This window comes from Streptococcus mitis (genome assembly GCF_016658865.1).
In the GTDB taxonomy this organism is placed as follows: Bacteria; Bacillota; Bacilli; order Lactobacillales; family Streptococcaceae; genus Streptococcus; species Streptococcus mitis_BT.
This window is the reverse complement of the sequence record NZ_CP067992.1, coordinates 1-14317: the sequence shown is the minus strand read 5'-3', so window position 1 is coordinate 14317 and position 14317 is coordinate 1. Positions and strand designations below refer to the sequence as shown.

At 35.2% G+C, this 14317-nt stretch carries 13 protein-coding genes; all 13 read right to left on the bottom strand.

Annotated features, from left to right (window positions below):
• Positions 1–35 precede the first annotated feature (35 nt).
• The 13 genes from ftsH to dnaA all read right to left on the bottom strand — a co-directional run bounded on the left by ftsH (position 36) and on the right by dnaA (position 14317).
• Positions 36–1994, bottom strand: coding sequence for an ATP-dependent zinc metalloprotease FtsH (ftsH, locus tag JJN14_RS00060; protein ID WP_049535535.1), 1959 nt, complete (start codon positions 1992–1994; stop codon positions 36–38).
• A gap of 15 nt (positions 1995–2009) precedes the next feature.
• Positions 2010–2552: a hypoxanthine phosphoribosyltransferase gene (gene hpt, locus JJN14_RS00055; RefSeq protein ID WP_049486815.1), complete on the bottom strand. Its 543-nt coding sequence runs from the start codon at positions 2550–2552 to the stop codon at positions 2010–2012.
• A 5-nt stretch (positions 2553–2557) separates the two neighbouring features.
• Positions 2558–3835: a tRNA lysidine(34) synthetase TilS gene (gene tilS / locus JJN14_RS00050; RefSeq protein ID WP_201058580.1), complete on the bottom strand. Its 1278-nt coding sequence runs from the start codon at positions 3833–3835 to the stop codon at positions 2558–2560.
• Positions 3832–5100, bottom strand: a complete 1269-nt coding sequence (locus JJN14_RS00045) for a serine hydrolase (protein WP_201058579.1) — start codon at positions 5098–5100, stop codon at positions 3832–3834. The genes tilS and JJN14_RS00045 overlap by 4 nt, the downstream gene beginning before the upstream one ends.
• Positions 5093–5215 carry an SP_0009 family protein gene (locus tag JJN14_RS10180; RefSeq protein ID WP_020902316.1) on the bottom strand — a complete coding sequence of 41 codons (123 nt, stop codon included), beginning with the start codon at positions 5213–5215 and terminating at the stop codon, positions 5093–5095. Before JJN14_RS10180 ends, JJN14_RS00045 begins: the two co-directional genes overlap by 8 nt.
• A 4-nt stretch (positions 5216–5219) precedes the next feature.
• Positions 5220–5588, bottom strand: a complete 369-nt coding sequence (locus JJN14_RS00040; RefSeq protein ID WP_000041905.1) for a septum formation initiator family protein — start codon at positions 5586–5588, stop codon at positions 5220–5222.
• Positions 5581–5847, bottom strand: coding sequence for an RNA-binding S4 domain-containing protein (locus tag JJN14_RS00035; RefSeq protein ID WP_001234978.1), 267 nt, complete (start codon positions 5845–5847; stop codon positions 5581–5583). The genes JJN14_RS00040 and JJN14_RS00035 overlap by 8 nt, the downstream gene beginning before the upstream one ends.
• Before the next feature lie 57 nt (positions 5848–5904).
• Positions 5905–9408 carry a transcription-repair coupling factor gene (gene mfd / locus JJN14_RS00030; RefSeq protein ID WP_201058578.1) on the bottom strand — a complete coding sequence of 1168 codons (3504 nt, stop codon included), beginning with the start codon at positions 9406–9408 and terminating at the stop codon, positions 5905–5907.
• The gene (gene pth / locus JJN14_RS00025; RefSeq protein WP_201058577.1) at positions 9409–9978 is read right to left on the bottom strand and encodes an aminoacyl-tRNA hydrolase; all 570 of its coding nucleotides are present in this window, start codon (positions 9976–9978) and stop codon (positions 9409–9411) included. It abuts the gene before it with no gap.
• Between the two features lie 72 nt (positions 9979–10050).
• On the bottom strand, positions 10051–11166 hold the full coding sequence (gene ychF / locus JJN14_RS00020; RefSeq protein ID WP_049501881.1) for a redox-regulated ATPase YchF: 1116 nt from the start codon (positions 11164–11166) through the stop codon (positions 10051–10053).
• Positions 11167–11401: 235 nt separating this feature from the next.
• Positions 11402–11596: a DUF951 domain-containing protein gene (locus JJN14_RS00015; protein WP_042751911.1), complete on the bottom strand. Its 195-nt coding sequence runs from the start codon at positions 11594–11596 to the stop codon at positions 11402–11404.
• Positions 11597–11660: 64 nt separating this feature from the next.
• Positions 11661–12797, bottom strand: a complete 1137-nt coding sequence (dnaN, locus tag JJN14_RS00010) for a DNA polymerase III subunit beta (RefSeq protein ID WP_201058576.1) — start codon at positions 12795–12797, stop codon at positions 11661–11663.
• 158 nt (positions 12798–12955) lie between these two features.
• The gene (gene dnaA, locus JJN14_RS00005) at positions 12956–14317 is read right to left on the bottom strand and encodes a chromosomal replication initiator protein DnaA (RefSeq protein ID WP_201058575.1); all 1362 of its coding nucleotides are present in this window, start codon (positions 14315–14317) and stop codon (positions 12956–12958) included.

Below are 14317 nucleotides of genomic sequence, written 5' to 3'. Positions count from 1 at the left end.
CTGCACAAAAAAGAGAGGGCATGCCTCTCTCAGGGTTATTTTTCGTCATTCATTTTTGACTTCACTTCATCATAAGATAATGCATGTGATTCCTCTTCTACTGTTTCAGGCATCTTTCCTGTTTCGTAAAGAGATTTAATTTGCGTACTATCCAATGTTTCGTATTTCAATAATGCTTCAGCAATCAATTTGTGTGTTTCACGATTTGATTGGATGATTTCAGCAGCTTTATTTCGTGCTTCATTTAATAATGAACGAACCTCTTCGTCAATTTCATAAGCTGTTTGTTCTGAAATTGATTTTTGAGGACTCTGTGCACCAAACATAGCATGGTTTCCTTCATATTGTACTGGGCCAAGTTTTTCACTCATACCGTACTCTGTAACCATTGCACGCGCCATTTGCGTCGCTTGTTCAAAGTCGTTTGAAGCTCCTGTAGTTTGGACATTAAAGATAATTTCTTCAGCTACACGTCCACCCATCAAGCCAGCCAATTGCTCTTTCATATCTTCTTTAGATAGAAGCATTTGATCTTCCTTAGGAAGTGCAATCATGTAACCACCTGCACGACCTCTTGGTACAATTGTAACCTTATGAACAACACGGGCATTCGATAAGACTAGACCAACAATGGTATGTCCAGCCTCATGGTAGGCAACCAATTCACGTTCTTTTTGTGAAACTGTCTTATCTTTCTTAGAAGGACCAGCAATAACTCTGTCTTCTGCTTCATCAATATCTGAAGCATCAATTATCGATTTATTGCGACGAGCAGCAACTAGAGCAGCTTCATTCAAGACATTCTCTAAATCTGCTCCAACAAAACCTGGGGTTTGTTGGGCAACTAATTTCAAATCAACATCTTCTGCTAAAGGCTTGTTCTTAGCATGAACTTTCAAGATTGCTTCACGACCTTTAACATCAGGGCGACCAACCAATACTTTTCTATCAAAACGTCCTGGACGCAAAAGGGCAGGGTCAAGTACATCTGAACGGTTTGTCGCAGCGATGACAATAATTCCTTCATTTCCCTCAAAACCGTCCATCTCAATCAAAAGTTGGTTCAAGGTTTGTTCACGTTCGTCATTTCCTCCGCCAAGACCAACTCCACGTTGACGTCCAACAGCATCAATTTCATCGATAAAGATAATAGCTGGTGCTGCTTTTTTGGCATCTTCAAAAAGAGAACGGACACGACTAGCTCCAACTCCGACAAACATTTCTACAAAGTCAGAACCTGAGATACTAAAGAATGGAACACCTGCTTCTCCGGCGACTGCCTTAGCAAGCAAAGTCTTACCTGTTCCCGGAGGTCCCTCTAGAAGGACACCTGCTGGAATACGGGCTCCAAGTTTTGTAAATCGTTTTGGATCTTTTAAGAATTCAACAACTTCAACTAGTTCTTGTTTTTCTTCCTCAGCTCCAGCAACATCTGAAAATCTTACTTTAATATCTTCTTTATTTGCAGCTTTAGCCTTACTACGTCCAAAACTCATCGGGTTACGGCTATTATTTCCTCCCATATTTCCCATCATCGAGAAGAGGAAGAAGAAGAGGATACCGAATGGCACAATGGATACAAGAATATTAATCCACATACCACTTGAACTTTCATGCTTAATAGTTACTTCCGCTTTATGGTCAGAAGCAAGCTTTTGCAATTCTGATACTGTAGTATCTGAAGGAAGAATAATACTTGAAAATTTTTCTACTGTTGTAGCAGAAGGAGAAAAGAACTGGATACCTGTTTCTTCTTTACTTGTTTTAGGATTTTTATAAACACCTGAAACTTCGATAACACTGCCATTTGGTTGGTAAGTCAATTCTTTTACATTGTCATCGGTAATTTCTTTTACCAATTCTGTATAATTAATTTGCTCACTTTTCCCTGCAACACTACCTGTACTAAAATACTGGTAACCTGTAACTAGGAAAAAAATAAGTAATAACCATAGAAAAGGATTTTTAATTAAACCATTATTTTGTTTTTTCATTAAAAATTGTTCTTTCTAATTTGAATACACTTCTTCTTTCAATACTCCAACATAAGGAAGGTTACGATAATTTTCTTTGTAGTCTAAACCATAACCTACTACAAACTCATTTGGAATAGTAAAGCAGGTATAGTCAGCTTCAATTTCTACAACACGTCCCTCTGGTTTATCCAACAAGGTTGCAATCTTAACAGAAGCTGCATCTCTTGCAATAAACATATCTCGCAAATTCTTCAAAGTTTGACCTGTATCAATGATATCTTCTACAAATAGAACATGTCTTCCTTTGATATCTTGAGTCACATCTTGTTTAATATTGATAACACCACTACTTGCTGTTCCACCATGGTAGCTAGAAACCATCATAAAGTCCATTTCAATATGTGTATCAATATGTTTGACCAATTCAGCCATAAAAGGAATAGATCCTTTTAAAATCCCAATTAAAATCGGATTTTTTCCTGCATAGTCCTTGGTTAATTGAGCACCTAATTTTTTAGCCGCTTCTGTAATTTCATCGTGTGAAACGAGGATTTTTTTAATATCGTTTTCTAACATTTTTTTTACCTATCTATTTTTTCTATATAAAGTACAGTGTTCATTATATCATTTTTCGTGTTTTTACTCAAATTACTGGTCGCAATTCCCAAAATTGAGACAATTTCACCAAATTGCTCAATAATCAGAGCTGATTTTCGCTTTTCCATAGGGATTTTCAAATCAATAAATAGACGTCTGAGTTTTTTTCTATGCCCATTTTGAATCAAAAAATCTCCTGTTTTTCGATGACGAATGTGTATGGATGTTTCCCGTGAAACAGGTACCTGCTGAATTAATTCACCTTCTAAAGGAAGTCCAAAGGAAAATAAATAACCTTGGTAAGATACCTGATTTTGATAGTGTAACACAAGTTCATCTTCCTTTTCATCAGACTGAGGACTGATTTTACAAATCTGAAACTGTTGGTACTCTTTTATCAATTCATAGCCATTTTTAAGCGGATGACGATACTGGCTTTTAGATTTTAAAATCTGTCGAACTTCATCAAACTGAGCTTTTGTAAGATTCAAATCTGGAAAACGACTGATATAGTTTTGAAGTAAAACCTTTTGTGTAGACTGAGAAAAAGTAAAGAGTTGCTCTAAGTCCTCCACATCAACATCTTTTGATAATTCAGTTATTGCCAACTCATAGTCTCTAACCTCATTACCTAATTCTAATATAGAATCTCTAAAGCAGGGATTTTCCTTCTCTAACTCTGGTAAGTAAAGATTTCTCGTTCGATTTCGAAAGTAATTATTCTCATTATTTGTTTTATCATCAAAATGAAAAATTGGTGGAAAATCCTTTTTATGAAAGTGTAGTAAAGGACGGATAATTTCAATGTCTCCTACTAATTGCTTTTCTTTAATTCCTGATAAATACCGTAATCGACTACCTCGAATCAAACGCATAAAAATCGTTTCAACCTGATCATCTGCATGATGTGCCGTAACCAAAGCTGTTGCTCCAGTTTCTTTCATAACCTCTTGAAAAAAATCATAACGAAAATTTCGAGCACGCGCTTCAGAAAATTCTCCTGAAAAATTGCTGATATAAATAGGAAGCTCTGCTTCAGCAGCCAACTTCCTTAATTCCTGTTCTTCCCAATCTGATTCTACTCTCTGCTTATGATTAACATGAGCTAGAATCAATTCAATTTCTAACTCTTTTTGATACGTAGATAATACCTTAAATAGAAACATAGAATCTAATCCACCAGAAAGAGCTAGCACCACCTTAGTATGCTTTTTGAAATATCCCTTCTTGAGAAAATGATTTAAAAAATCTTGTTCCCTCATTTTAGAACCTCATAAACATCCTTGGCTATCTTAGAAATCGTATCATAATCAGAATTTTTAGTGAAAATAGAAAGAATAAATGGAGAATCTGCATAGACAACACCTGTATCATGCTTAAATTCATCCGCATCTCCAATTTTATGAGCTACTTTAACAGAAACACTTTTGGCAATTCTCTCATTATCAAAATCTGTTTTAGTCAAAGAATCCAATACAAATCCATTTTGGTTATAAATAGCTTCCATGACTTTCCCAGCCATTTTAGAAGAAATCAATTTTTCTTTTGGATCCCAATCATCTCCCATAATAGCAGACGTCTTGGATTTGAATATAGCATCAGATTGATTTGAAATGTAATATCCCAATAGATTATGAGCTACATTATCCGATTCTTTAGATACTTTTGTGATTAAGTCCTTTATAGAATACTCTTTATTATCCTCTTTTTTAGGGAGACTACCACTTCCCTCTGGTTTATAAGAACCTGGAAAATCATTAACTGCTGATACGTATTTTACAGTCGTGTCTAACTGATAAAGACCCTCATTTATTTTTTCTTGCGTATAGTAGAGATAAGGTAATTTTAAAATGCTAGCTGCATACATCTTTTCATCTTGATTGATACCAGCTTCTTTTCCAGTAGTCAGTTGCTTAACATAAATAGAGAAAGAAGTTTTCTGATATTTTTCAGATAATATTTCTTGCACTTTATTCATCCGATTATCTTCTTCAGAAGTTAATTCCTTATCTACCCATCCAGCCTGATCAATATGTAGAAATTCTTTTCCTTCTATAAACATTGTCTTATCGATTGACACCTGAGAAAAAGCTGATAAGGATGATTTCACTTCTTTTAAATCATAAGGGCTGTTATACAGTTTAAAATCAGATTCTAACCATACTTTTTTTATTGTTGGAGTTACTTCTGACTGATCGTATAAAAATCGTTTGTCCGCAGCAATAAATTGATGATTGGATAACTTAAATACTGGAATTCCTTGTTTATTTAAGCGCCACTCGGTTATTTGGAAACTTGTTTTTGGAGTTAATTTTCCAGATTCTACAACTAAATCTTCATTCGCATAAACAGGAACCTCTCCATAAACCATGGGAGAACTTAATTTTTCTCTAAAATAAATACCAAAGTCAGATTGTGAAAGGTAATAAATTTCTTTCGAAGTATATACAACTTCTTTTTCTGTGCTAACGACTTTTGAAACTGTCAAAAAACTTGGTAGCAACAAAATAATTAAGAATTTACGCATTCTTCCTTTCCTTTTCTTCTTGTAAACGCAATAGTTGATTTTTATCAGACAACTCTTCTAGTTTTTCATCCGATAGACTCAAAAATTGCTCAATTACGTCTAATAAATTTTCCATTTCATCACCTTGGAAGCAAGTCAGGAATCGTATAAACAGCTTCCCGATTCTTAGAATAATAATATTTTGCACGCATGTATTTAGCAGCGTAATCTTCATCTTTCAACTTTGTAGCAAAAGCTGTCTCTTTCTCCTTTTCCTCACTCAAGGTTTGATACTGAGTTTGCAAGTCTGATAACTGTTGACGTCTTTGGAGTAATTGGTGATAACTTTGAGCAAGATTATAAGTTGGTAAAATGAACAATAAAATCATCAAAATAAGAACCCAACCCATGAAACGATTACGTTTTTGTCGTTCCTTCATCAGATAGCGACGACGTTGATGTTCATTTTGAATAAAAGAATTATTCAATTGTACGATATTTTTAGACATTTTCTTCTACCCGTGTTTCACTGATAATTTCATACATGCCTGCTGCATCTTCTTTTTTTGTACTATCTTTCATCTCCAGTACTTTTACAAGTAGCAACTTATTGCCAAATCGAATTTCAACTTGGTCATTAACTTTCAAATCCGTTGAACTTTTGGCCAAGATTCCATTTACCTTGATTCTGCCTTTATCTGCTACTTCTTTTGCGACTGTACGACGCTTGATAATTCTTGATACTTTTAAATATTTGTCTAATCTCATTTTTATTACCTCAAATTATTATTGTACCATTTTTCTCCCCTTTATAGAAGAAAAATGTTAAAGGGAATTGCCTTCTTTCGACACTTTTATCTCTAATAAACTTTCTCCAAAAATGAGCAGACCTTCTAAAATTTCATAGTCCTTCTTGTTTCGAACATCAAATACAACTTCCATTAATCCCTTATTCTCAGCTATAGCTGCTTTTAAGTTCGTTGCGGATAAAGCTTTAAAATAATCTTGAGCCAAGAACAGTCGCTGAGTAATTTTTTCAAATTGAACTGTAATCTTATTTTCTTTTCGTTCCACACGTTGAACAAAGACCTTATCAAGATAAGACTTAACCAAACCAATCTCTAAAAGATAGGCTACCACGTCTGGGTACTCTCCAAATCGGTCCATCAACTCTTCTTGTAATTCTTCGTAGTTGACACGGTTGTCAATTTGACGAATTTTCTTGTAAATTTCAATCTTATGTCGTTGATCAGAAATATAAGTATCAGGAAGATAGGCATCAATTTGTAAAATCAATTCGGTATTTCCTTTGATTTTTGTGTTCCCATTACCATGTCGTTTAGCAATAGCTTCCTCCAATAACTGCGAATACAATTCAAAACCAACAGAATCAATGAAACCAGACTGAGATTTTCCTAAAAGATTTCCTGCTCCACGAATCGAAAGATCTCGCATTGCAATCTTAAATCCAGAGCCCAATTCTGTAAATCCTTTAATCGCTTCTAATCTCTTCTCGGAGACTTCACTGATTGATTTTTCTGGACGATACATGAGATAGGCATAAGCAATACGATTACTACGACCGACTCTTCCTCTTAACTGATACAAGGTTGACAAGCCCATATGGTCCGCATTTTCAATAAATAAAGTATTGGCATTTGGAATGTCCACCCCTGTCTCAATAATGGTAGTCGTCACTAAAATATCATACTGACCTTCAATGAAATCCAGTAGAGTATTTTCTAACTGAATCTCACTCATTTGCCCATGAACATACCCAATCGAAGCCTCTGGAATCAAGTCCTGTAATTCGGAAACCTTCTGATCAATCGTGTCAACTTTATTGTAAAGATAGTAAACTTGACCTCCACGCTCCATTTCACGCAAGACAGCATCACGAATCACACTATCATTCTTTTCTAAAACATAGGTTTGCACTGGATAGCGATTAGTCGGCGGAGTTGCAATAACAGACAGATCTCTGATTCCCAGCATAGACATATGAAGGGTACGAGGAATTGGCGTTGCTGTCAAGGTTAGGACATCCACTTGTTTTTTCAATTCTTTCAATGTTTCCTTATGCTTGACACCAAATCGCTGTTCCTCATCAATAATCATCAAGCCCAAATCAGCAAACACAACATCTTTTGATAAAACACGATGTGTTCCAATCAAAATATCAACTTGACCGTTTTTCAATTTTTCAAGTGTTTCAGTCTGCTCTTTTTTACTTCTAAAGCGACTCAATACATCAATATTAACTGCAAAATTTTGGAATCGTTCCTTAAAATTCGTATAGTGCTGTTGAGCTAAAACCGTCGTCGGAACGAGAACGACAACCTGTTTGTGATCATTGACTGCCTTAAAGGCTGCACGCATAGCAACTTCAGTCTTTCCAAAACCAACATCCCCAACTAAAAGTCGATCCATTGGTTGAGAAGCCTGCATATCTCTCTTGATTTCCTCAACACTACGAAGTTGATCATCCGTTTCAACATAAGGGAAGGCATCATCAAAAGCATGTTGATCCTCATCATCAGCTGAGAAAGCAAAACCCTTCAACTGACTGCGTTCAGAATAAAGTTTAATTAAATCGTCAGCTATATCCTCTACTTGGTTCTTAACTTTTTGCTTGGCTTTTTTGAAATGACCGTCATTTAATTTATTGAGTTTAGGAGCTTTCCCATCACTTGAAACATATTTGGACAGTAGATGAATCTGTTCCACTGGGATAGAGATTTGATCCCCGTTTTGGTATTGAACACTAACATAATCACGGTGAATCCCTTTGATTTCAATTGTTTCAATCCCTAGATATTGACCAATCCCATGGATATGATGGACAACGTAGTCCCCTTTTTCAAGTTCATTGTAATCTTTTAATCTCTCTGCATTCGAAACATGTTGTCTTCGAAAACGACGTTTCAATTTCTTTTGAAAAATCTCATGTTCAGTTATCAATAAAATCTTTTCATCTACAAAATGAAAACCATGTCTAAGATTACCCTCGATTAAGTTTACAGATTCTTTACAGATACTTGACTTATCTCTGGAATCTAATTTAATCTGATATTCCTCTAAAACATCCTCCAATGTTTTACTTCCCATTGAATTGCTAGACTGAAGAATAATAGTGTAATTCATTTTTTTGTATCGCTCAATTTCTTCTTTTAGAAAAGAAAATTGATTGAAAAACTCTTGCATGGGATATTGATTAAATTGATAAATTTGATCAAACTTGAGATTTCCTAACCCCTTTTGCAGGTTAGAGAAAAAGGTAACCGGACTCTGTTTTTTATAGATTTGCTCTGTATCAGCAAAATACTGCATCTCAGAAAATGCTTTACTGTTCTGTAATTCTTCTGTAAAGTATTGTGCTAATTCTCTTTCAAAGACTTCATACTGATTCATTAATTTTTGATAATCATCAAAGAATACTGGAGTATTTTTTTCAATATAGTCAAAAACAGTCCATGTCTTGTCATAACACAAAGATAAAAACTTCCTAGAATCTAAATGAATTTTTTTTTGATGAAAACTTGAAAGAATTTCTTCTAAGTATGATTTTAAAATAGGTGATAACGTTTTTGAAATTTGTTTTTCTAAAGCTGACTGTCCTCGTTGATAATCCTTTTCTCTCAAAAGTATGTCGCTAGCTGGAAAGATTGTGAGTTCTGTCTGATTTTCTTTCGATAATTGTGTTTCGACTTCAAATGACCTAATACCATCGACTTCATCACCAAAAAACTCAATTCGGCAAGGTTCTAACTGGGATATTTCAAAAATATCTAAAATATCTCCTCGCAGACTAAATTCGCCTTGAGTTTGTACTTGTGTAACTTTTCGATAGCCTATCTCTTTTAACTGATGGATAAGTGCGTGTTGGTCATATTCTTCACCAACTGTTATTTTTACAATACTATCTTTGAATATATTGGGAGACGGTAAAATCAATCGACTTGCTGCGATATTACAAACTAAAATCCCTTTCTTAGATGAATCAGTCAAAAAACGCAAAGCTTCAACCCGTGAAATGATTTTTTCTTGTGAAGACATCAAAAACTCGACCATAGGGGAGTCATCTACCAAAAATGGATAGACAAGTTCCTCACCCAAGATAGATAGAAGATCACTAACAATTCCTTCTGCTTCTCCATAAGTTGACGTCAATAACACAATCTTATCTTCTTTGTCTAGACTACTTGCAATTGCAAGAGCCTTAGTAGACGTTGATAAACCTAGTATTAGTTGTCTTTTCTTATCTGTCAGATTTTGATGCCATTTTTTAATCTGATCATTTTCTGAGAATAAATATAATAAGGTAACCATTTATCCGTTATACCTCTGCATCGTTTTTTCAAAGTTTTTCTCTTGTAAATAGTAGTTTACAGAGTCGTCAACTTTGTCAATAGACTGTAAAATACCAATATAATCATCCTTGTTAAAGGTACTCAAAACATGGTGAACAACTGACATTCCATTTTTAGGTCGTCCGATTCCAATCTTAACACGATTAAAGACCTGAGTCCCTATATGTTGAATAATAGATTTAATACCATTATGACCACCTGCTGAACCTTTTGCTCTTAAACGAATTTTCCCAACTTCCATGTCAAGGTCATCGTAAATAACGAGTAAATCTTCAATATCCAAACCATAATAAGTCAATAAAGCATGGACCGCTTTTCCACTTTCATTCATAAATGTCGTTGGTTTGACAAGATAAATTTTTTCTCCATTTAGGAAAAATGATGCTAGATCAGCTTGAAATATCTTATCGTGTGTAAATGTGACATTCTGTTTTTTCGCTAGTTGGTCAATCAACATAAAACCAACATTGTGTTTTGTTTCAAAATATTTATCCCCTGGATTTCCTAATCCTACAAGTAATTTGGTCATTTATTTTTCCTTTCAAAAGCCAAAAGGGTTGGAATTTTTTTCCAACCTAATTGACACTATTTATTAAATTTCTTATACATTAAAGCGGAATTCCATGATATCGCCATCTTGAACGATATATTCTTTTCCTTCTTCACGCAAACGTCCAGCCTCTTTTACGGCCTTTTCAGATCCGTATTTCACTAGATCCTCATATGACATGGTTACTGCACGAATAAATCCTTTTTCAAAGTCTGAGTGGATAATCCCAGCTGCTTGAGGAGCCTTCATACCACGTTTGAAGGTCCAAGCGCGAACTTCTTTTTCACCAGCTGTGAAGTAAGTTCCTAGTCCAAGTAAGTGGTAAGCTGCACGAGTCAACTTGTCAACGCCTGATTCTGTCAAACCAAGTGCTTCAAGAAACTCTTGCTTATCTTCTTCGTCTAACTCAGAAATTTCTTCCTCAGCACGCGCAGAAATAACGACTACTTCAGCATTTTCTGTCGCTGCAAATTCACGAATTTGTTTAACATAGTCGATAGAGTCAGGATCTGAAACCACATCCTCGTCCACATTCGCTACATAAAGAACTGGTTTAGTCGTCAACAGGAAGAGACCTTTGACAACTTTTTGTTCTTCATCTGTAAACTCGATTGTACGAGCTGATTTTCCATCTTCAAGGACTGGTTTAATCTTTTGAAGAACATTAAACTCTGCTACTGATTCTTTATCTTTTTGCGTACGTGCCATCTTTTCTACACGCGCATAGCGTTTATTGACTGACTCTAAGTCAGCAAGAATCAATTCCAGATTAATTGTATCAATATCTGCAAGTGGATCTACAAAGGCGTCTTCACGTCCTTGCTCACGCATAACATTTTCATCATCAAAAGCACGAACTACGTGAACAATCGCATCTACTTCACGGATGTTGGCCAAGAATTTATTCCCTAGCCCTTCTCCTTTTGAAGCTCCTTTTACAATCCCTGCGATATCTGTAAATTCAAAAGTTGTTGGAACTGTCTTTTTAGGAGTAATCATTTCAGTTAGTTTTTGGAGGCGTTCATCTGGAACTTCTACCATTCCAACGTTTGGATCAATCGTCGCAAATGGGTAGTTTGCTGCCTCTGCTCCTGCTTTTGTAATTGCATTAAATAGTGTTGATTTACCAACGTTTGGCAAACCAACGATACCTGCTGTTAAAGCCATATTTTCTCATTCTCCGTTTTCATTTCAATCCCTAATATTATAACACAAAAAGGGAAAACTTGCTAACCCTCTAACTAAGGGTTCTCATACTCTTCGAAAATCTCTTCAAACCACGTCAACGTCGCCTTACCGTATAGATATTACTGACTTCGTCAGTTCTATCTGCAACCTCAAAACAGTGTTTTGAGCAACCTGCGGCTAGTTTCCTAGTTTGCTCTTTGATTTTCATTGAGTATCAGTCAATAATTTTATTCATCTTTCGATCAAAATCATAGCGTCCCATCATGACAATATGGTCACAATTACTGCATTTGATTTTGATATCTGCCCCTACACGCGTAATTTCCCAACGATTGGCCTTTTTACCTGTTGACTTGATGGTGCAAGCATGTGGTTTTTTCATTTCAACAAAATTTCCAACTTGATACATACTACTCTCCTTTTCTTTTTCGATTATATCATAAAAGAGGCGAGCCAGGCTCAACCTCTTTCACTTAATTTGTACGAACTGGTGTAATGAGCTGCATGAAGTCTTCGTCAGTATCTGCTGGCACAAGAGTAAATGGACGAACAGCTGAGATAAAGCTAATGGTCACCTTTTCGCTATTTAAAGCCTTGAGTGAATCAATCAAGTAAGTTGGGTTGAAACTAATAGTCAAATCTTCACCAGTCACTTGATCAGTATCGATTTCTTCGTTTACTTTACCAACTTCTGGAGAGTGAACATGGGCGCTAACAACCCCATCTTTAATTTCAAGTTTCACAGTACCATTTTGAGTAGCACTTGATAAAAGACGAGCACGTTCCATTGACTGGCGTAAGTTTACAACATCAAAAGTAATAGTAGTATTAAAGTCCGTTGGAATCAAACGATCTGTATCAGGATAGTTACCTTCTAACAAACGAGTATAGAAGCTAATATTTTCGCTTCTAAAGAGGATTTGGTTATTGGCAAAGAAAATCTCTATAGTTTCAATATCATCTGTAAATACTGCTGAAAATTCGCGTAGAGAACGGCTAGGAATGACAACATCAAAATCATCACTATTTTTCTCAAGCGTTAATTTTTTCTGGCTTAGACGATGAGAGTCTGTTGCCACTGTTTTTAGCTCCTTGTGTTGACTTAATACAAAATGAACACCTGTTAAAATTGGACGACTCTCTTGTGTACTTGCAGCAAAGGCTGTTTCATTGATAATTTTCTTGAGTAATTTTGTTTCAAGAACCAAAGGAGTGCTTGCTGAAATTTCTTGGATTCGTGGATATTGTTCGCTATCTTTTCCTTTTAGGGTAATTTCTGATTTGCCGCTGGTTAAAACAATTTGATTTTGTTCAATTTCTTTAAAATCAAGAGTCACATCAGGTAGACTAGATACCACATTGATAAAGAAAGAAGCTTCAAGAAGGATCGAACCTAAAGAAGTAATTAATAAACCAGCATCTTCATTTTTTTGAGAAATAAAATTTTCAATTGAAATTTGACCATTTGAACCAATTAAAGTAACACCTTCATTGGTCACGTCAATTTTTACGGTTGATAAAATAGGAATAGCATTTTTAGAACTAATAGCTCTCTTAGTAGTATTTAATGCTTGTAGAAATAAATTTTTATTAATTGAAAAATGAATCATGGATTCTCCTTTATTTATTTTTAGTATTAGAAGTATAATAGTAATAATAGAGTCTGTGAAATCTGTGGAAAACAGACTTTAAACAAGTCATATCAAGTTTTTTAGCTTGTTTAAAAAATGTGGATAAAAAAGATAAAAAAGCAAAAGTTATCCACAAGTTATTTGATTTTCTTTTTGATTGATTCAATTTCTAAACGTAAATTATCGTCTTCATCAATCAAAGATTTAATTTTAGCATGGGCATGAATGACTGTTGTGTGATCTTTTCCACCAAATTCCTTCCCAATTTTTGGAAGACTATTATCTGTTAGTTCTCTAGATAAATACATAGCTACTTGACGGGCTAAAACAATATTTTGAAGGCGTCTACTTCCCTTCATTTCTTTGACACTGACACCATAAAAGTTACCAACTTCATTTTGGATTTTATCAATTGGGATGACGAGCATTTGGCTAACATCTTGTTTGCGAGCTCTAATGGCTTCTGCAGCGATATCGATAGTGATATCCTTAATCTTCTTCACTCTTGCAATTAAAGTGATGTCGTTGATTGCTCCTTCAAGTTCTCGAACGTTTGAATCAAATTGGCCAGCTAGGTATTCTAGGGTATCACTTTGGAAATTGTAGTCTAAATGCTCTGTTTTACTTTGTAAAATGGCAATACGTGTTTCAAAGTCAGGTGGTGTGATGTTTTGCGTCAAGCCCCAGCTAAAGCGCGTGACAAGCCGTTCTTCAAGGCCTTCTAAGTGTTTAGGACTACGATCACTAGTCAGAACAATTTGTTTTTGATTGCTATGGAGAACATTGAAAGTATTGAAAAATTCTTCTTGAGTTGCAACTTTTTTTCCACTCAGCGATTGGATATCATCAATTAAGAGGAGATCAAGACTACGGTAAGTTTTTTTGAACTTTTCCATTTCACCAAGTCTCAGGTGTTCAAGAAAGTCGTTGATAAAGCTTTCAGCAGGGATGTACTTCACACGCGCATCAGGAATATTTTTCAAAATCTCATTCCCAATTGCATTTAGTAAGTGAGTCTTACCAAGGCCAGGTCCTCCATAGATAAAAAGAGGATTATAGGTCAAGGCTAAATCTTCAGAAACAGCCAAAGCGGCTGATACTGCCCAAACATTCCCATCCCCTTGAATAAAATTATCAAAGGTATATTTTTCTTTTAATCCAGTATCTGAATAAGGAATAGAGGCTAATTTTGAACTATAGTCATAAAGAGTTGAATTTGTAGTTTCTTCAACTTGTGATATAGTCGTATCTTGAGGTTTTGTGAAAATATAGTGGGGAGTTATCTCAGCATCATAAATTTCAAATCCAGCAACTACAATAATATCTTTTAGTTGTTTTTCCCAGACCATTTCCATTTCAGATCGTGGTAAAAATATAGTGGCAACATTTTCCTCTACCTTGATGAGTTCAGCTTGAATAGCATAGAAATCATACATGGATCGAGTCAGTCTTTCTTGAGCAAATTCTAATATACGATTCCAAAATTGTTTTTCTTTCAA